This window comes from Streptomyces hebeiensis, from assembly GCF_052983195.1.
Map to the genome: position 1 here is coordinate 2759000 of NZ_CM129812.1, position 17570 is coordinate 2776569.

At 72.6% G+C, this 17570-nt stretch carries 16 protein-coding genes; 3 read left to right on the forward strand and 13 right to left on the reverse strand.

The features are described from left to right. Nucleotides 1–69: 69 nt before the first annotated feature. From ACU6P3_RS11935 to ACU6P3_RS11970, 8 genes are all read right to left on the reverse strand, one after another. On the reverse strand, nucleotides 70–612 hold the full coding sequence (locus ACU6P3_RS11935; RefSeq protein WP_447197114.1) for a DUF4232 domain-containing protein: 543 nt from the start codon (nucleotides 610–612) through the stop codon (nucleotides 70–72). A 216-nt stretch (nucleotides 613–828) separates the two neighbouring features. Beyond that, complete coding sequence (locus tag ACU6P3_RS11940; RefSeq protein WP_447197115.1) at nucleotides 829–1755, reverse strand: aminoglycoside phosphotransferase family protein; 927 nt, start codon at nucleotides 1753–1755, stop codon at nucleotides 829–831. 80 nt (nucleotides 1756–1835) lie between these two features. Beyond that, on the reverse strand, nucleotides 1836–2879 hold the full coding sequence (locus ACU6P3_RS11945; RefSeq protein ID WP_447197855.1) for a glycoside hydrolase family 6 protein: 1044 nt from the start codon (nucleotides 2877–2879) through the stop codon (nucleotides 1836–1838). Nucleotides 2880–3054: 175 nt separating this feature from the next. Next, nucleotides 3055–3750: a class F sortase gene (locus ACU6P3_RS11950; RefSeq protein WP_447197856.1), complete on the reverse strand. Its 696-nt coding sequence runs from the start codon at nucleotides 3748–3750 to the stop codon at nucleotides 3055–3057. A 337-nt stretch (nucleotides 3751–4087) separates the two neighbouring features. Then, nucleotides 4088–4834: a hypothetical protein gene (locus ACU6P3_RS11955; protein WP_447197116.1), complete on the reverse strand. Its 747-nt coding sequence runs from the start codon at nucleotides 4832–4834 to the stop codon at nucleotides 4088–4090. Between the two features lie 244 nt (nucleotides 4835–5078). Continuing rightward, nucleotides 5079–5858: an HAD-IIA family hydrolase gene (locus tag ACU6P3_RS11960; protein WP_447197117.1), complete on the reverse strand. Its 780-nt coding sequence runs from the start codon at nucleotides 5856–5858 to the stop codon at nucleotides 5079–5081. A 190-nt stretch (nucleotides 5859–6048) separates the two neighbouring features. Next, a complete protein-coding gene (locus tag ACU6P3_RS11965) occupies nucleotides 6049–6921 on the reverse strand; it encodes a cell wall protein (protein ID WP_447197118.1) in 873 nt (290 codons plus the stop codon). Nucleotides 6922–7369: 448 nt separating this feature from the next. Beyond that, nucleotides 7370–8629, reverse strand: coding sequence for an ROK family transcriptional regulator (locus ACU6P3_RS11970; RefSeq protein WP_447197119.1), 1260 nt, complete (start codon nucleotides 8627–8629; stop codon nucleotides 7370–7372). Between the two features lie 47 nt (nucleotides 8630–8676). Here ACU6P3_RS11970 and ACU6P3_RS11975 point away from each other — a divergent pair, with 47 nt between their 5' ends. Beyond that, complete coding sequence (locus tag ACU6P3_RS11975) at nucleotides 8677–9792, forward strand: Gfo/Idh/MocA family protein (RefSeq protein ID WP_447197120.1); 1116 nt, start codon at nucleotides 8677–8679, stop codon at nucleotides 9790–9792. 84 nt (nucleotides 9793–9876) lie between these two features. Here the strand turns inward: ACU6P3_RS11975 and ACU6P3_RS11980 are convergent, their stop codons facing one another. Then, nucleotides 9877–10992 (reverse strand): MBL fold metallo-hydrolase, encoded by a 1116-nt coding sequence (locus ACU6P3_RS11980; RefSeq protein ID WP_447197121.1) that lies wholly within the window; start codon nucleotides 10990–10992, stop codon nucleotides 9877–9879. Nucleotides 10993–11074: 82 nt separating this feature from the next. Here ACU6P3_RS11980 and ACU6P3_RS11985 point away from each other — a divergent pair, with 82 nt between their 5' ends. Next, nucleotides 11075–11926, forward strand: coding sequence for a LysR family transcriptional regulator (locus tag ACU6P3_RS11985; RefSeq protein WP_447197122.1), 852 nt, complete (start codon nucleotides 11075–11077; stop codon nucleotides 11924–11926). A gap of 122 nt (nucleotides 11927–12048) precedes the next feature. Here ACU6P3_RS11985 and ACU6P3_RS11990 read toward each other — a convergent pair whose 3' ends face one another. The 4 genes from ACU6P3_RS11990 to ACU6P3_RS12005 all read right to left on the reverse strand — a co-directional run bounded on the left by ACU6P3_RS11990 (nucleotide 12049) and on the right by ACU6P3_RS12005 (nucleotide 15128). Beyond that, nucleotides 12049–12927, reverse strand: coding sequence for a fumarylacetoacetate hydrolase family protein (locus ACU6P3_RS11990; RefSeq protein ID WP_447197123.1), 879 nt, complete (start codon nucleotides 12925–12927; stop codon nucleotides 12049–12051). Nucleotides 12928–13055: 128 nt separating this feature from the next. Beyond that, the gene (locus ACU6P3_RS11995) at nucleotides 13056–13865 is read right to left on the reverse strand and encodes a YidC/Oxa1 family membrane protein insertase (RefSeq protein ID WP_447197124.1); all 810 of its coding nucleotides are present in this window, start codon (nucleotides 13863–13865) and stop codon (nucleotides 13056–13058) included. Nucleotides 13866–14158: 293 nt separating this feature from the next. Then, nucleotides 14159–14479, reverse strand: coding sequence for a DUF6412 domain-containing protein (locus ACU6P3_RS12000; protein WP_447197125.1), 321 nt, complete (start codon nucleotides 14477–14479; stop codon nucleotides 14159–14161). Nucleotides 14480–14858: 379 nt separating this feature from the next. Continuing rightward, nucleotides 14859–15128: a hypothetical protein gene (locus tag ACU6P3_RS12005; RefSeq protein ID WP_447197126.1), complete on the reverse strand. Its 270-nt coding sequence runs from the start codon at nucleotides 15126–15128 to the stop codon at nucleotides 14859–14861. 135 nt (nucleotides 15129–15263) lie between these two features. On the opposite strand from ACU6P3_RS12005, the gene ACU6P3_RS12010 reads away from it, so the two are divergent. Then, entirely contained in the window at nucleotides 15264–17564 is a 2301-nt protein-coding gene (locus tag ACU6P3_RS12010) for an NACHT domain-containing protein (protein WP_447197127.1), read from the forward strand. Nucleotides 17565–17570 lie beyond the last annotated feature (6 nt).

Below are 17570 nucleotides of genomic sequence, written 5' to 3' on the forward strand. Positions count from 1 at the left end.
CTCCCGCACACCCGGGACCCGACGGCAGCCGCCAGGACCTCGGCGGCGGCCGTCGGGCCCCGGCGTCGGTCAGGACCCGACCGGGTTGAGGTAGGTCGCCGGGTGGGTGGCGGCGTCCTGCTTGAGGATCTGGCCGCCGAACGGCCACTTCAGGGTGAAGTGCTCCGTCTCGTTCGGCGGGGTGACCAGGAACGTCGCCGGAACGAACTTCTCCTTCTGCGGCGTGGACCTGGCCACCGGGAGCAGGGTGACGCTGAAGTCCACCGTGTCACCCTGCTCCAGCGTGAACTTCACGGGCTTCTGGGAGGAGCGCGCCAGCGACCAGGTGCCGTCGGTCTTCTGAGCGCCGACCATGTCGACACCGGCGAAGCCGGACAGGGTGCAGGTGCGCTCGCTCTTGTTGGTGAACCAGATGTACGCCTGGGTCTGGTTCTCGCTCTGCCCCATCTCCGGCGCCGCGTCCCCGCCCGTGGCGAAGCCGGCCTTCAGGTCGGCGGTGTGGCAGCGGGTCGGCTCGGCCTTGGCGGGGGCGGCCGAGGCCGGGACGGCGGTGGCGGCGGTACCGGCGACGACGACGGCCGCGAGAGCCACGGCGGTCAGCTTGCTCTTCATGACGTTTCGGGTTCCCCTCGAATGCGAAGCGGCGCGCGAGGTCGGTGCGCGCCTACGCACGTGAAGATGCGCGATGGCCGGAGGAGGTTCGGTGCGCGGGAGGATCTTTTTCCGACCACGCCACCTCCAACCGCGCCTCCCGGCGACGTCCGCTCCCAGCGGCGTACGCTCCCGGCGACCGGCCAACGGGCGGTCCGGCGGGCGCGGTCCGGCGCGTCAGCCCCGCGGCAGCGCGTCGGCCACGACGATCTGGGACGGGGCGATCTCGGCCCGCCCGTCCCCGATGTCCCACAGGGTGTTCTGCAGCAGCCGGGCGAGGGTCCAGCCGGCCGCACGTTCACGGTCCAGTTCCAGTACCTCGGTCAGCAGGTCGAACCGGCGCCTGACCACCCGCGGGGCGTCCCCGGTCGCCCCGCTCTCCCCCCAGCCGGTGTCCAGGGCGGGCCACAGGTCGAAACCCGGGTCGCCGGCCAGTGGTTCCGGATCGATGGCCAGCCAGGGCTCACGTTCGGCGGCCAGCACGTTCCCGTAGTGCAGATCCCAGTGCAGCAACCGTTCTCCAGGGTCTCCGACCAGTTCGGCGACGGCCGACGCCCAGCCACTCAGCCGCCGCCGGTCCTCCCGGTCACGCAACGCGCCCAGAGCGTGGGGCACTTCCCTCAGCATGTCGTCGGCGACATCGCCCAGACCGCGCAACCCCGGGGGCGCCGGAACGGAGTGCAGCCGGGCCAGCAGCCCGGCCAGGACGCTCATGGCCGTGTCATCGTCGTCGAGGGAGGCCAGGGTGCGCGCGCCGTCGAGACGCTCCAGCAGCATGGCGCCGCCCCCCGGATCGTGGTCGAGCAGCCGGACCATGCCGTTGCCGTTCCAGGTGCGCAGTCCGAGCAGGGCGGCCGCGGTCTCCTCCCGGGGCATCTGGAGCCTCAGCGCGGCCCGGGTGCCGTCCGCACGGACCACCGGCACCACGAGGGATGCCTCACCGGAACCGATGCCGCCCTCTCTCCTGAGCTGCCATCGGTCGAGGAACTCCGCGACCAGCCCGGGCAGCGCGGCGACCCAGGCCCGCTCCGGCTCACCGCCGTTCACGGTGTACGAGGCGGCCAAGCTGTCAGGAACGACGATGACTTCGCCGGACACGCTCATAGACGGATCTTCCTCCAGAAGGCGGTGGAGGCGCCCCACCGCGGCCGGCCGCAGGGGTCCGGACGGCCCGCCGGACGGCCCTACTTCGCGTTGCGGGCCAGGTCCAGCGCGTAACTCTCGTACCACTCCCCCGCCTTGGGGCCGCCCTTGCAGGTGCCGTCCGACTCTCCGGGGCGTTTGATCCACAGATACGCCTTGACCAGCGGGTCGCCGGTCTTCGTCGTCGGCCGTTCGCCCAGGGCGCGGCCCGGGGGGTTGCACCAGCGTTCGCTCGGATCGCCTTCGGTGGTCGGGCCGTTGCCGTTGCGGCTGGTGTCGATGACGAACGGCTTGCCGCCGACCTTCGCGGAGAGGCGCTTGCCGAAGTCCTTGCTCGCGTCGGTCGGGTAGAAGTTGGACACGTTGACGGAGAAGCCGTCGGCGTCGGCGATGCCCGCCCACTGGAGCGGTTCGAAGAGCGCGTCGGGGCTCTGCCAGCCCGCGTTGCCCGCGTCCAGGTAGACCGTGGTGGCCGGCTGCTGCTTGAGGCGCTTGATGGCGCCCTTGAGCAGGTCGTACCGCTCTTCGTGGTACTCGTCCGGCGTGCAGCCGTCCACCAGGTGCAGTACGGCGTCAGGCTCCAGGACCACCGTCGCGGGCCGGTCTCCGATGCCCTTGGCGACCTCGTCGATCCAGGCGCGGTACGCGTCGCCGTCGGCGGCACCGCCCTTGGAGAACTGGCCGCAGTCGCGGTGCGGGATGTTGTAGAGGACGAACAGCGCTTCCCGGTCGGCCTTCGCCGCCGCTTCCGTGAAGCCCTTGGCCTGCTCCTGGGCGTTCTCCGGGGTGATCCACTCGGCGACCGGCTGTTCGGCGATCTTCCTGATCAGCGCGGCGTTCTCGGCGTTCTCGCCACCGTCTCCGCCCTCGTACGCGGCGACCTGGCGGGCGGCGGTGCCGTCGGGGTTGACCCAGTACGGATCCTCCGCCTTGGGCCGCTGGCCGAGCGACGGCGACTTCCCGCCCTTGTCGTCGCCCTCTCCGTCACCGCCCGAGGAACAGCCCGTCGCCAGCAGCACGGCGGCCGTCGCGGCGGCCGTCGCCACGAGCCGGACCCGACCGGCTCCGGAGTAACTGCCGTACATCCAATCCCCCTTGATGCGCCACACCCCCGGCGCCTCGCCTCGCCTCACCTTGATCCCCCTGATCGGAGATCGAACCACCGACCGGATCAATCCTGGCACACGGTCTCCGGCCGTCAGGGCCATTCCGGTGGTGCGCGATCTCCGTATGCCGGCGCTCCGGGCCGCGTCGGGGTCATCAGCCGTCGCGTGGTGCGCGCACGCCCGTCAGGTACGCCGACACGACCACGTTCGCCGTGTACGTCTTCGCCTTCCGGTCGAACGTTCCGCCACAGGTGATCAGCCGCAGCTCGGCCCGGGACGCCACCCGGGGCCCGTACACCTCGTGCGCGTCGAAGCGGTCGCGGGGAACGACCCGTACGTCCTCGACCGTGAACTCCGCGAGCGAGCCGTCCGCCCGGGTCACCTGGATCCGCCCGCCCGGCCGCGCGCCGCTGAGACCGTAGAAGACGGCCGGTCCCGTGTCCGTGTCCACGTGGCCGACGAGGAGGGCGACGCCCTCGGCGCCGGGGGCGACACCGTCTCCGTACCAGCCGACCGCGCCCGGCCGTGCGTACGGGGGCGGGTCGACCGCCCCGGCGCGGTCCAGCCCGCGTGCCTCGACCGGTGCCGCGACGCCCAGCGACGGGACGGCCACCCGCAGCGGGCGCGCGGCGGGCAGCGGGGTGTGGGGCGGGGGCAGCGGCGTGCCGGGCCGAGGACTTACGGCGGCGACGCCGCTGGTGGCAGGCGATAAACCGCTCGTGGCGGGCCAGAAACCGCTCGTGGCGGGCGAGGAACCGCTCGTGATGGACGAGGCGACGACGGCCATCGGGCCTTCGCCCGCGTCACGGCTCGCGAGGCCCAGTGCCAGAAGCAGGACGGCACCCGCCATCCCGACCGACCGCCGGCCGACGCCCGTTCCGGCCCGGGGCGGGCGCGAGGGGCGCACTGCTTCCGAGCGTATGGGTATGGCCGGGTCCGGCGACGCGCTGTCCGCCGACGGGCCCGCGGAGCCCGTCGGCGGTCCGGCGAGGCGGCGCCGGGCAATCCCCCGTGCGACGCCCCGGGAGAAGCGCCGGGCGAGCCCCCGGGAGGCCACTCGGGCGAACGCCCGGGCGGCCTCCCGGGACGACCCGTACCCGGCGGATCCCCGAGGAGTGCCGGAGGCCGCCGGGGCCACCGGGGCCCCGGCGAGCCCGTGCGCCCCGGAGGGCAGCCCGCCGGACATCTCAGTCCGTGTCCCGCGCGGCCGGTCCGGCCGCCCGGCGCTGCCGCCGTACGCTCCTGAACGCCACGGCGACCGCCGCCACCCCCGTCAGCACCAGGCCGATCACGGCGTGCCGCGTCCCCGGGCCGCCCGTCGCGGCGCTGCCCCGCGCCTGGGCCGACATGGTGGCGGAGGTGTCCGCGTTGGTGAGGGCTCCGGAGTCGCTGGAGTCCGCGACGCCCGCCTCGTCGTCGTGGCGGTCCGCGGTGGACTTCGCCGTACCGCCGCCCCCGGCCCGTACCGGAGCCGTGGGACTCGCGTGGGCCTCGGGCCGGGCGGCGGCGCGGCGTACGACCTCGAACGTGCCGGAGCCGGAGCGGACCCGGCCGCCGCCGCAGCTGATGACGATCTCGTGCTGCCCGGGAGTCACCGAGGACCTGAGCCTGGCGAGACCGGTCAGCGGGATCTTGTACTTCGGGTTCCTGGCCAGTTCCTCCTGGTCCCGGATCCAGTCCTCGCCGTAGGCACGGGGGGCGAGATCCACGTCGGCCACGAAGGCGTCGGACCTGGCGACGGCCGAGGTGCCCGCGCAGCCCGATGCCCGGATCTCGATCCGCTGCCCCGGGGCGGCGCTGGACGGGATGACCATGACGGTGACCGGGTCGGCGGCCCGGGCGATGGCCTCGGCGGTGGCGGTTCCGAGAACAGGCGTGCTCACCAGTACGGTGACGGCCGTCGCGGCACGCAGAGCGAGCAAGGATGGACGCATGGTGAACCTCCTTGAAGAAGAGACTCACCCACCCGGCGCATTTCCGCATCCGCAGCGGTCGGCGGCGCCTCGCGGCCGTACGCGCCGCGCCAAGCGTCACCGCATCGGAGCCGCCGTCCTCGGACCCGCCGCGCCCCGGCTTCGGACCGCCCCGCGACCGGGCCCGGATTGGCCCCGCGACCGGGCCTGCATTGCCCCCACGACCGGCCGTGCCCCGGGCGGTGTCCGTCCCCCGCTGGCGCGCTCAGACGCGGTCGACGAGATCCGCGATCGAATCGACGACCGTTGAGGGCCGGAAGGGGTACCTCTCGATGTCGGGCCGCGTCGTGACCCCCGTGAGCACGAGGAAGGTCTCCATCCCCGCCTCCAGTCCCGCCAGGACGTCCGTGTCCATCCGGTCACCGATCATCGCGCTGGTCTCGGAGTGCGCGCCGATCGCGTTCAGGCCCGTCCGCATCATGAGCGGGTTCGGCTTGCCCGCGAAGTAGGGCTCCTTGCCGGTGGCCTTCGTGATCAGCGCGGCGACGGCCCCGGTGGCGGGCAGCGGCCCCTCGGTGGACGGGCCGGTGGAGTCGGGGTTGGTGCAGATGAACCTGGCGCCCCCGTTGATCAGCCGGATCGCCCTGGTCAGCGCCTCGAAGCTATACGTACGAGTCTCTCCGAGCACCACGTAATCCGGCTCGTGGTCGGTCAGGACGTAACCGATGTCGTGCAGGGCGGTGGTCATCCCGGCCTCGCCGATGACGTACGCCGTGCCGCCGGGCCGCTGGTCGTCCAGGAACTTCGCGGTGGCCAGCGCCGATGTCCAGATGTTCTCCACCGGCACATCGAGGCCCATCCGGGCGAGGCGGGCCTGGAGGTCGCGCGGGGTGTAGATGGAGTTGTTGGTGAGGACCAGGAAGGGCCGCCCCGACTCCCGCAGCCGTTTGATGAATTCGGCGGCGCCGGGGATCGGCACCCCTTCGTGGATGAGGACACCGTCCATGTCGGTGAGCCAGGATTCGATCGGCTTGCGCTCTGCCACTGGACTGTTCTCCGCTCTGCGGTGGCCAAAACTGGACGGTCCGACGCCGCCCAGCGTAACGAGGGCGGCGAGCAGGCGGGAGGGGCGGCCATCACGGCTCGGGCACGGCGGAGTGCGCCCGGGCGAACGCGTGACACCAAAGGCCGCGGGAGGGCGGCGTCGGGCCCGGGGCGTCGGGCCCGGGTGGTCGTCAGGCCCGGCCGGTGCGCAGGCGCAGCATGCCCGCGGCCAGTACGGCCCCGGCAGTGGCCAGCGCCAGCGCCGCGACGGCGCGGCCGAGGAGGTCACCGGAGACGGCGGATCCGGCGAGGACGAAGACGGCTGACGAGCCGCCACGGGGCCGGTGCCGCTCCGGCCGGACGGCCGGTACCGGGTCCGCGTGGTCGTGAGCAACGGTGTCACCGGCGTCACCCGAGTGACCGGCATGGCCCTCCCGGCCGGCGTGACCCCCGCGACCGGGGTCACCGGCTCCGCCGCCGTACCGTTCGGTCCGGTCGTAGCCGTCGGCGTGCTCGGTGTCGTCGGCGTATCTGCCGCCCGGACCGCTCCTACCGACGCCGAAGCGGTACGTGCCCGACTCCCCGACCCACTCTCCGTCGTCCCCGCGCCGCTGTACGGTCGCGGCGGTGGCCACGACCTCGTTCCGGGGAGTGCCCCGGGTGAAGGCCAGCCGCACGCGTACGGTCACGGTCCGGCCCGGCGGTACGGCGAATCCGGGGGATCCGTCGTCCAGTACCCCGACGATCTCGTCGTGATCGGTCCTCTCCAGGGAGAGGGACCGCCATCCCTTGTCCTCACGGGCTTCCAGGGTGACCTGGGAGGTGGTCAGCGTCCGCTCGCGGTCGACCAGGACGACGACGGGATGGATGTCCTCACAGGCGTGCCGGGTGGTGTTGGTGAGGTCGAGGTACCAGATCCCCGGGGCGCCTCCGGGCGAGTATGACGAAGGACCGCCGTGGACATGGGCCGAGATCGGAAAGTCCTCGCCGGTGGACCGCGCCCCCTTGCCGCACACCTGCCGCCGCTCGGACGGGGAGCCGAGCGCGGACACGGGTACGGACACGGGCGCGAGTACGGGTGCGGGCGCGTGTCGTGCGGAAGTCACGGGGGCAGCGAGGGACACGGGGACCACGGCGGCCGAGGCGACCGCGGCGACCGCGGCGACGGCGCCACTGGCGGCGACCGCACGGGCGGGGCCTTGACGCGGTCGCGTGACTGGCACAAGGGGCATGTGAACGGCCTTCGTCGAGCTGGTGACGGACTGTCGCGTACGAAGCGGCCACCGGACCGTCGGCGTCCGGACGGCCGGCGTCGGGCCGACGCTGCCATGCCGGGCCCGGCCGTACCGGGCGGCAGGGCCCTGTGCCCCCGTAAGTCATACGAACAGCGTCGGCGCGCCCGCCTGTCCGGCGCACCGACGCGTACACCGCACCGCCCGACGCGACGAACCGCCCGACGCGACGCGCCGCCGACACGCCGCGTACGCCACAATCAGCCCGACGCCACCGGCGTCAGCGCCTTCCCCGGCTGCCCTCGGCCCGTCCGAACACCGGCGCGAGGACGAGTTGCGCCGCACCCTCCGCGACCGGACGCGCGCCGCCGCCGGCGGCGGCCACCTGGACCGACGCGCACCGGGCGCGTTCGGCGACGACGGCGGCCACCCCCCGCACGAAACGCTCCTCGTGCGCGGTGACCGTACGGCCGCCGAGCAGGATCCGGTCGATGTCGAGCAGCCCGATGAGGTTCGCCGCCCCGGCCCCGAGCACCCGGGCCGCCCCGGCGAGATCGCCGCGCGCGACGGCGGCCAGGCAGATGGCCTCGATACAGCCACGATTGCCGCAGTCGCAGGCGGGCCCGTCCAAGTGGATGACCTGGTGCCCGAACTCGCCCGCGCCGGTGCGCGCGCCCCGGTGCAGCTCGCCGTCTATGACGAGGCCCGCGCCCAGCCCCGTACCGAGGTGGAGGTACGCGAACGTGTCGGCGGGACCGCGCAGGGCGAGGCCGAGCGCGGCGGCGTTGGTGTCCTTGTCGAGGACGACGGGGAGGCCGAGGCGGGCGGCGAGGGTGTCGCGCAGCGGCACACCGTTCCACTGCGGGAAGCCGGTCACCCGCCGGGGTACGCCGGTGGTGTGGTCGAGCGGGCCGGGCATGGCGACCCCGACGCCGAGGAGCCCGTCCCCGCTTGCCGTCGGCGCGTCGCCACGCACCGCCCGCGCGTCCCCGCGTACCGCCCGCGCCTCGGTACGTACCGCCCGCGCGTCCCCGCGTACCGCCGCCGCCTGCTCGACCACCGCCGCGATCACCCGGTCCGTCCCCGCGCCGAGGTCGAGCGGCACCGACCGGGCGGCGACCGGGGTACCGGCCAGGTCCACCAGAACCGCCGTCAGTTCGTCCCGGTCCAGGTGGACCCCCACGGCCTGCGCCGCGGACGGCACCAGCCGCAGGACGGTCCTGGGCTTTCCCCCGGTCGAGGCGCGGTGGCCGGCCTCCGCCACCAGGCCGTCCGCCCGCAGCCTGGCGGTGATCTTGCTGACGGCCTGGGGGGTGAGACCGGCGTGCTCGGCGAGTTCGAGGCGGCTTATGCCGGCTTCGCCCGCCGTACGGAGCAGGTCGAGGACGAGGGCCGCGTTGGGCCCGCGCGGTACGGCGGGGCGGGGGGCCACAGCAGTCGGAACCACGGCAGCCGGGTCACCCACGCCCCTGCGACCGCCCCCGCCCCCGCCCCCGCTGTCGCCCTCGACACTTCCGTCACCCTTGTTCACACCGGCCATTGTGCCTCTACCTTGCACTTTGGAAACGGCGTTGCTTAAGTGACTCCATGACTGGCAATGACACGGGCAACGGCACTCCCTCGCGCGTCGGGCTGATCGGATACGGCCTCGCGGGTTCCGTATTCCACGCCCCACTGATCGCCGCCACCGCGGGGCTCGCCCTCGACACCGTCGTCACCACCGCCCCCGAGCGCCGGGAGCAGGCGCGCGCCGAGTTCCCCGACGTGCGGTTCGCCGCGTCCCCGGAGGAGCTGTGGGAGCGCACCGGCGAACTCGACCTGATCGTCGTCGCCTCCCCCAACAAGACCCACGTCCCGCTCGCGACCGCCGCCCTGGAAGCCGGTCTGCCGGTGGTCGTGGACAAGCCGGTCGCGGGCAGTTCGGCCGAGGCGCGGGCGCTGGCCGCGCTCGCCGACGAGCGGGGGCTCCTGCTCTCCGTCTTCCACAACCGCCGCTGGGACAACGACTTCCGTACCCTCGCCCGCCTCGTCAAGGGCGGCGAGCTGGGCGACGTACAGCGTTTCGAGTCCCGCTTCGAGCGGTGGCGGCCCCGGCTCAAGGGCGGCTGGCGCGAGTCGGGCGCGACGGAGGAGATCGGGGGGCTCCTGTACGACCTGGGCAGTCATGTGGTCGACCAGGCGCTGGTGCTGTTCGGGCCGGCCGCGACGGTGTACGCGGAGATGGACGTACGCCGCCCCGGCGCCGAGGCCGACGACGACACCTTCATCGCGCTCACACACACCAATGGTGTCCGCTCCCACCTCTACGTCAGCGCCACCACGGCCCAACTCGGCCCGCGTTTCCGGGTGCTGGGGTCGGAGGCGGGCTACGTGAAGTACGGCCTCGACCCGCAGGAGGCCGATCTGCGCGACGGCAAACGGCCGGGTACGGGAGCGGGGGGCTGGGGAGTGGAGCCGGAGTCGCTGTGGGGGCGGTACGGCGCGGGCCAGTCGCCGCTGACCGGTGGCGGCCACCCGGTGGAGAGCGAGCCGGGCGACTACCCGGCGTACTACGCGGCCGTCGCCGCCGCGCTGCGCGAGGGCACGGCCCCGCCGGTGACGGCGTACGAGGCGGCTGCGACGCTGGACGTCCTGGAGGCGGCGCGGCGCTCGGCCCGGGAGGGCGGGGCGGTCAGCCTGGCGGACGGCCCCGCCACCGGATGAGGCCGGGCCCGCTGGAAACCGCCGCGTGAGGCGGGCTCGGCCACCGGATAAAGCGGGCTCGGCCACCGGATGAGGCGGGCTCGGCTACCGGATGAGGCCGGGCCCCGGGACCGGATCCGCGTGCTCGGCGCACAGGCATCCGACGCCCGGCTCGATCCACTCCCGGCCGGCCCATTCGGGATGCCGTTCGATCAGCAACGCCCGGACCTCGGCGACGATCTCGTCCCGGCCCATCGCGGAGTCACGCCGCCGCCAGGTCTCGTCGCGCAGTTCGCGCAGGTAGTCGCGGACGCCGACCAGCACCTCCGTACCGCCGAGGTCGCCGTGGCCGGGCACCACCACCCGGGGACCGGCGGCGGCCAGCCGGTCCGTCACCGCGAGCCAGCGCACGCCGGAGACGTCCGTGTCGTACGGCGGGAACCACGGGAAGATGGCGAACTGTCCGGTCTCGGCCAGGTCCCCGGTGAACAGCACGCCGGCGTCCGGTACCTCGACCACCTGGTCGCCCTTCGTGTGGCCCCGGCCGGTGGGCCGCAGCCGTACGGCCCGGCCGCCGAGGTCCAGGTCGTACGCGTCGTCGTAGACCACATCGGGGACTGGTATCCGGACGTCCTCGAGGCGGCGGGCGACCGGCCCGCCGAAGCCCCGGAACATCTCCAGGTAGCCGGCTCCCTTCGTCTTCAGGTCGTCCGCCTGCGCGCGGTTGACCAGGTACGTGGCCCTTCCCGCGAACGCCCGTGCGCCGAACGCGTGCTCGGGGTGGAAGTGCGTCGTGGTCAGGTACAGCCGACGGCCCTTCGCCACCTCGGTCGCGAAGGCGAGGACCTGCTCGGCGTTGGCGTTGCCGATGCCCGTCTCGACGACCAGTACGGCCTCCGTACCGCCGATGACACCGATGTTGGGTACCAGACCGACCCGGTGGTTCGGGATCACCAGCAGTTCGGAGGCGATCTCCTCGGCGTCGGCGACCCGCACGGCCGGGTCGGCCATCGGCCCGTCGATCACCGGCCTGCCGGCCGTCGGTCCCTCGCTCCTCGATCCACCGGCCGTCGATCCACCTGCGATCGATCCACCGGCCATCGATCCACCGGCCATCGGCCCGTCGGTCGTCGGCCCGTCGGTCGTCGGCCCGTCGGACACCGGTCGATTGCCCAACGGCCCATTGCCCACCGGCCCGTCGCTCATCAGCTCGTCGTTCATGCTCCTATTCCACCGCCCGGTCGACGCGGCCGTCCAAGACCGATCGAGTGGGGCCGATACCGCACGGGTATCGTCCGCGTTCATGGAGCTACGCACGCTGCGTTATTTCGTGGCCGTCGCCGAGGAACTCCACTTCGGCCGGGCCGCCACCCGGCTGCACATGAGCCAGCCACCGCTGAGCCGGGCGATCAAACGGCTGGAGACCGACGTCGGCGCCGCGCTGCTGCACCGCTCCGCCGCGGGCGTCACGCTCACCCCGGCCGGGGCGACGCTGCTGGAAGAGGCGCGCGGCCTGCTCGCCCGCGCCGACCGGGTGGGCGCGCGGGTGGCCGCCGCGGCCGGCGCCTCGGCCATCGCCGTCGGCATCCTGGGCGACGGCTCCGACCTGGGCGCGACGCGGCTCGCCGCCGCGTACCGCCGGCACCATCCGGACGTCGAGGTCCACGTCCGCGAGACCGACCTGACCGATCCGACGTGCGGGCTGCGCGCCGGACGGGTCGATGTCGCCCTGACCCGCGGGCCGTTCGACGAGACCGGCCTGACGGTGCGCGAGCTGCGCGTCGACCCGGTGGGCGCGGTGCTGCGGGCCGACGATCCGCTGGCCGGCCGCGACCACCTGGAGCCGGCCGACCTGATCCACCGGCCCTGGTTCCGGTTCCCGGACGGCACCGACCCGGCCTGGCAGTCGTACTGGAACGGCGGCGAGCCCCGCGAGGGCCCGGTGGTACGCGCCGTCCAGGAGTGCCGGCAGGCCGTGCTCTGGAACGGCACGGTCGGCATGACCCCCCTCGGGCACGAACCACCCGAGGGGCTGACCGTGGTGCCGGTTGTCGGCATGCCACCGAGCCGGGTGGTCGTGGCGTGGAACCAGGGCGACGCGAACCCGCTGATCGGATCGTTCGTCCGGATCGCGACGGCCGCCTACCGCGACTGAGCGTCAGCGCCCCGGGGCGCGCGTGACGCCCGCGGCGGAGCGGTGCAGCAGCGCGGCGCGCTCTCGGTCAGCGCCGGCACTTCCGTGGCGGAGCGGCGCCCGCGACCGGCCGTCACCGCCCCCTACGCGTCCGCGAAGACCTGCCGCTGCCGGCCCAGTCCTCCGATCTCCAGCTCCACCACGTCTCCCGCCCGGAGGAACGGCTTCGGCTCCGGCTTGCCCAGGGCGACCCCGGCCGGTGTCCCCGTGTTGATGACGTCGCCCGGGTACAGCGTCATGAACTGGCTGACGTACCGCACCAGTTCCCCCACCCCGAAGATCTGCCGCGCGGTGGTCCCGTCCTGCTGGAGTTCGCCGTTGACCCACAGCCTGAGCGACAGCGCCTGCGGGTCGGGCACCTCGTCAGCCGTCACCAGCCACGGCCCCAACGGGTTGAACGTCTCGCAGTTCTTGCCCTTGTCCCACGTACCGCCGCGCTCGATCTGGAACTCGCGCTCGGAGACGTCGTGCGAGATGGCGTACCCGCCGACATGCGCCAGGCCCTCTTCGACCGAGTCCAGGTAGCGGGCGGTGCGCCCGATGACGACGGCGAGTTCGACCTCCCAGTCGGTCTTCACGCTGCCGCGCGGCACGAGGACGGTGTCCTCGGGCCCGACCACCGTGTCCGGCGCCTTGAAGAAGATGATCGGCTCGGTGGGGATCTCCGCGCCGGTCTCGGCCGCGTGGTCGTGGTAGTTCAGCCCGATGCACACGATCTTGCCGATCCGGCCGAGCGGCGGCCCGACGCGCGGCCCGCCGGTTCCGTCCGGACCTCCGGTGTCGAGCACGGGCAGTTCGCCGGAGGCGGCGGCCGAAGCGATCCGGTCGAGTGCGGACGGGTCTGCGAGCAGCGCCCCGTCGATGTCCGTGACCAGGCCCGACAGGTCGCGCAGGGTCGTACCGTCCGGGTCGAGGAGCGCGGGGCGTTCCGCGCCCGCCGCACCGACACGCAGCAACTTCATGGTCCGTCTCCGTCCGGTCGGGCTGTCTCGGGTTCTCTCGGGCTGTCAGGGGAGGTACGGGGCGGGGCCACCGACCCCCGGGACTCGGCTGATCCTCCAAGACATCGGATCACTCTGCAAGACCCGGTTCACGTACTGGACCGAAGCGCGCGGCCGCCACCCGCGCGCCCCGCGGTTCCACACGCCGCCCCGGCCGCCCACATCTCCCGGTAGAGGAAGTACCGCTCGACGGCCGCCCAGGTCGTACTCGTCACCATGTACAGCCCGGCGGCCAGCGGCACCACGGCCACGGTGAGCAGCGTCCCGAACGACATCAGCGGCATCACCTTCGTCATCGCGCCCATGCCGGGCAGCGGCCGGCCGTCGGGCCCCTCCGGAGCCGCGGGCGTCGGCGCGGCGGCCATCTGCCGCTTCGTCATACGGAACGAGAAGGTGGCGACGGCGGCGACGATCGCGAAGAGGGCCACGTACACCAGCCCCGCGCCCGTGAACACCCCGTCCCGCGTGAGCGCGTCCGCCCAGCGGTGGCCGAGCGGCGCGGCGAAGAGGGAGTGGCCGAGCAGTTCGTTGGGTTCGCCGCCGATCTCGCGGCTGGAGAAGAGGTGGTACATGAGGAAGAACGCCGGAATCTGCGCCAGGCTGGGCAGGCAGCCCGCCAGGGGCGAGACGTTCTCCTTGGCGTGCAGTTCCATGAGCGCCTTCCGCATGCGCTCGGGGTCCTTGCCGTGCTTCTCGCGCAACTCGGCGATCTGCGGCGCGAGCCTCGTACGGGCCTTCTGGCCGCGGGCCGCCGCACGGGACAGCGGATGGACGGCGAGCCGTACGCAGGCGGTGAAGAGGATGATCGCCGCGGCGGCCGAGCCTGCGTGGAAGAGCGGCTGGAGCAGGTCGGCCAGGCCCCCGACCAGGGTGGCGAAGGCGGACATCAAAGCGGACATGGTGGCGGAGCCCTCCGTGGGGTCTCGTCGTGCCGGTGAGGGATACGGCGTATGACAGACCCGCGAGGGGCGGGCAGGGCTGCGACGTGTCGGGGGGCGTCTCACCTCGTACGAGGCTCGTACGAGGCCGGAGTACCGGACACCAGAGCGCGACCAGCTCCGGACCTCAGAACCGGACCCGGAACCCGAACGCGGACCCCAGGCTCAGGCCCAAGCCCGGGCCCGGAACCCGAACCTGGCCCCGGCCTCCGGCCCCCGGGAACTCGCGGGGGCGAGCGCAGCGCCTGACCGGCCTACGCGGCCGTCGGCGACGTACGGCCCGGGGCTCGCGGCCGGGTACGGCCCGCCGCGTCGGGATCCCGTTGCGGCAGGAAGGCGGTGCGTTGCTCGCGGTCGCGGATCGCCGTCCGTACCCGGTGCGGCGGGTGCGCGGGCACCGAGCGCGCGCTGATGACGGCGCAGACGGCGAGCGCGCTGCCCACGGCGGCGGTCGCGGCGAGCGCGACGGTGGCGGAGAGGAGGCCCGCGTCGACGAGCAGGACTTCGGTGAGGAGGAAGAGCAGGAGCCCGGCGGGGCGCAGCGGTCGCGACGAACGCAGTGCGTTGCGGACCATGCGTCTCCCCTTCCTGTGGCTCCCTCGGGCGCTTATCGCCCTCATTCACCGGACCCGGGCATCGGCGCCGGACCCACGGCCATCGTACGGCGTCGCGCGCCGACGGGACCCGGGCAGACGACAGTCACGCGATCACGCGAACCCTGCCCCCTCCTCGGTGACGAAGTGTGCCTGTCCGAATGGGACCTCGCTCAGCTGAAGGTCCGAGAAAAGCAGTTGGTGTATCCGTGGTGCACGACAGCGTGATCGAAGGTCTCGTCCGACATCTGCTCGAGTACGGCGGTATCCGTGCCCGCCCTTCTACCTCACCCGGCGAGACCTTCAATAACGAGATTCACGGTGTTGGACGCCGTTGCCTCAAAGATCGCCCGGACAAGTCCTAGTCGTTCTGCTCCGCGGTGATGTCGCCTTTCGCCTTGGCGGTGCGAAGGATCTGCTCACCTTTCCCCTTCATCGTCACCCGCACTGAGCCGCCGCTCTTCACGCCCCGGACGTCCTGGCGCCGGGGCGGCGAACCGGGCCCGGGGGGCGTTTCCTCCGACCGCGCATGCCATATGGCGAGGGCCGCCGAGATCACCAGGAGCACTGCCGCGCAAGCGCCCCACGCGACGGACCAGTTCTGCGTCAGCATGCCGGTGGCGACGTTCACCGCTCCCGCGAGAACGACCGACCCTCCAACCGCCCAAGCCCGCATCGTATTCATGGCCACAGCCTCCCCGTACGCTCCCTGTGAAGCCATCAATTCACTACCATTGTCCCTCAGTTGAGCTTTCGGGGGAACCGCATGCGGAGAATGCTCCAGCAGGTGAAGTGGAGCCTGGTCCGGGGTGACATAAACCTCTCCATGGGCGTGTTCGACGGCCCGGATGAGCGAAGAGTCCTGGACCGGGCGGTGGCCCAACTGCGCAAGGACGTGCTGGCCAAGGTCCGGCTGACGGTGGCCCGGATGCGCCTGGAGCAGCCGGCCACCATCGAGGTGCCGTGGCGGGGCTGTGCACGGCCTCTGCAGCCGGCACGGCAGGTGCTGGGCGTCGATCCGCTGGAACTCGTGGGCACGGTCAGTGAGATCGCGAAGGCCTGCAGAGGTCTGCCCCGTCACCAGATGGTGGCTCTGGGCAACCCGGGCACGGGCAAGACCATCCTCGCTGTCCGGCTCGTGCACGACATGGCCGACCATCCGGAGCCCGGAGATCCGGTCCCGGTACTCATGTCCTTGTCGTCGTGGCGGCCGGCCGTCCCGATGCGCGAATGGATACTCCGCCAGATACGGCAGGCCAGTCCTCACCTCACGGACCAACAGAGATTCGGCACGGACGCGGCGGCGGACCTCTTCGACGCCTGCCGGGTGATGCCCGTGCTGGACGGCCTCGACGAGCTCCCCGACCAGCTGCGCTCCGACGCGGTCCGTGCCATCGACGCGGCCGTTCACCGTGGCTGTTGGCTGCTGGTCACCTGTCGGGCCACCGAGTACGAGACCGCACACGAGACCGGGGCACACCTCACCCGTGCCGCGGTGGTGGAGCTCGACGAAGTGAAGGCCGAGTTGGCGATCGGCTACCTCGAGCAGGCGAAAGTGGCCAGTGACAGCCGTTGGACCCCTGTCTTCGAGGCGATGCGCCGCGACCCGGGCTGCGCCCTGTCCCGCACACTGACGTCACCCCTGATGCTGCACCTCGCGCAGACCGCGTACGACGCGAAATCCACGGATCCCGGTGAACTGTTGTCCCAAGAGGCGTATCCCTCCCGGGAAGCCATCGAGGACGAGCTGCTGAAGCGCTACCTGCCCGCCGTCTACACCAAGGACCCGCCCAGCCGCTATCCGGCGGAACCGGCGATGCGTTACCTGCGGCTCATAGCACGCCAGATGCGCCGGGACCGCACGGTCGACTTCGCCTGGTGGCAGATCAACGCCCGGATCACCGGTCCCCTCGTAGGCCTGATGTACGGGGCGGTGTGGGGCGCTCTTCTGTATGCCCTGTTCGGTCCGGCCATCGGAGTCGCCGCCGGGCTCCTCACGGCAGCCACGAGCTTCGCCGCTCACCAGTTCGTCAGAGCCGACCTCAAGCAGGTGTTCGTACCCAAGGAAGGGGTGCACGGGCCGGGGCGTCTGGCCCGCCATTACGCGCGTGTGGGCGCCGCCTCGGCTCTGCTGGCGGGCGCTGTCACGGGGGTCGGCGTCGGGCTGTGGATGTCGGACGCGCTGGGAGCGGGCCTCCCGTTGTCGGCGTCCTACGGGGCAGTCGTCGGGGCGCTGTCAGGTTGTGCCGTCATGCTCGGTTCGGCATCGGGATCGTACGCGATCAGCCGGTACTGGTTCTGGCTGACCGGCAGACTCCCCCGAAAGCCCTTGTCGTTCCTCGACGACGCCCGCGAACTCGGCGTGCTGCGGCAGACCGGCGCGGTGCACCAGTTCCGCCACGAACGCCTTCTCAGCCAACTGGGCGGCGCCACGGCTCAGGACCCGGGCCGTTCGGTGCACGGCAAGTGGGCCGCCAAGTGGCTCCGCTGGAGACCGGTGCTGCCCACCTTCGCCAGTCTGGCCCAAGTCGGAGCTTCTCTGGCCGCGCTGCTGTTCATCGCGGCGGTACTCGCCGACAGCACGCGGCTGGAGTTGACCTACCGCTCCGGGGACAGACCGGCCCCCGTCCTGGCCTCGACCGGCTGCGCGGCCGGCACTCCGTGCAGACCGCCAACCATCTGGATGTGGGAGGTGCCCCTGGGGTCGACCCGGCACACGGACTGGATGCCGACGCTGTCGCGTCAATCCTCCTTCACCGGTTGGGGAGGTTTCTTCAATGCCTCCGGCTGTGAGGGGGGCCGGGTACAGGTGACTTTGACGCTGGCCGGCGAGCCGCCGGCCCGGTTCACCCTCGGCAACGACAGTGTGGTCGGCCCCGGCACCGACCTCGACCGGCCCGCCTCGCCCGGAAGCCGGCCGTCCTCGCTCACCTTGCGCAGGCTGGACGACCGCCCGTGCTCCCTCCGCGTCGAGTGGCAGAGCCCGGGCCTCGTGGTGGACGGCCTTCAGATCGCCCGGGATCGCCTCGGCATCGCATTCGAGGGCCGTTCGACGCCGGGACGATAAACGACA

Excerpts from the sequence above, each read along its gene's own strand:
- ACU6P3_RS11940 (WP_447197115.1), bottom strand. The coding sequence starts at position 1,755 with ATGAGCGTGTCCGGCGAAGTCATCGTCGTTCCTGACAGCTTGGCCGCC.
- ACU6P3_RS11985 (WP_447197122.1), top strand. The coding sequence starts at position 11,075 with ATGGAGCTACGCACGCTGCGTTATTTCGTGGCCGTCGCCGAGGAACTC.
- ACU6P3_RS11970 (WP_447197119.1), bottom strand. The coding sequence starts at position 8,629 with ATGGCCGGTGTGAACAAGGGTGACGGAAGTGTCGAGGGCGACAGCGGG.
- ACU6P3_RS12000 (WP_447197125.1), bottom strand. The coding sequence starts at position 14,479 with ATGGTCCGCAACGCACTGCGTTCGTCGCGACCGCTGCGCCCCGCCGGG.
- ACU6P3_RS11990 (WP_447197123.1), bottom strand. The coding sequence starts at position 12,927 with ATGAAGTTGCTGCGTGTCGGTGCGGCGGGCGCGGAACGCCCCGCGCTC.
- ACU6P3_RS11935 (WP_447197114.1), bottom strand. The coding sequence starts at position 612 with ATGAAGAGCAAGCTGACCGCCGTGGCTCTCGCGGCCGTCGTCGTCGCC.
- ACU6P3_RS11945 (WP_447197855.1), bottom strand. The coding sequence starts at position 2,879 with ATGTACGGCAGTTACTCCGGAGCCGGTCGGGTCCGGCTCGTGGCGACG.
- ACU6P3_RS11995 (WP_447197124.1), bottom strand. The coding sequence starts at position 13,865 with ATGTCCGCTTTGATGTCCGCCTTCGCCACCCTGGTCGGGGGCCTGGCC.
- ACU6P3_RS11950 (WP_447197856.1), bottom strand. The coding sequence starts at position 3,750 with ATGGCGGGTGCCGTCCTGCTTCTGGCACTGGGCCTCGCGAGCCGTGAC.
- ACU6P3_RS11955 (WP_447197116.1), bottom strand. The coding sequence starts at position 4,834 with ATGCGTCCATCCTTGCTCGCTCTGCGTGCCGCGACGGCCGTCACCGTA.
- ACU6P3_RS11980 (WP_447197121.1), bottom strand. The coding sequence starts at position 10,992 with ATGAACGACGAGCTGATGAGCGACGGGCCGGTGGGCAATGGGCCGTTG.
- ACU6P3_RS12010 (WP_447197127.1), top strand. The coding sequence starts at position 15,264 with ATGCGGAGAATGCTCCAGCAGGTGAAGTGGAGCCTGGTCCGGGGTGAC.
- ACU6P3_RS11975 (WP_447197120.1), top strand. The coding sequence starts at position 8,677 with ATGACTGGCAATGACACGGGCAACGGCACTCCCTCGCGCGTCGGGCTG.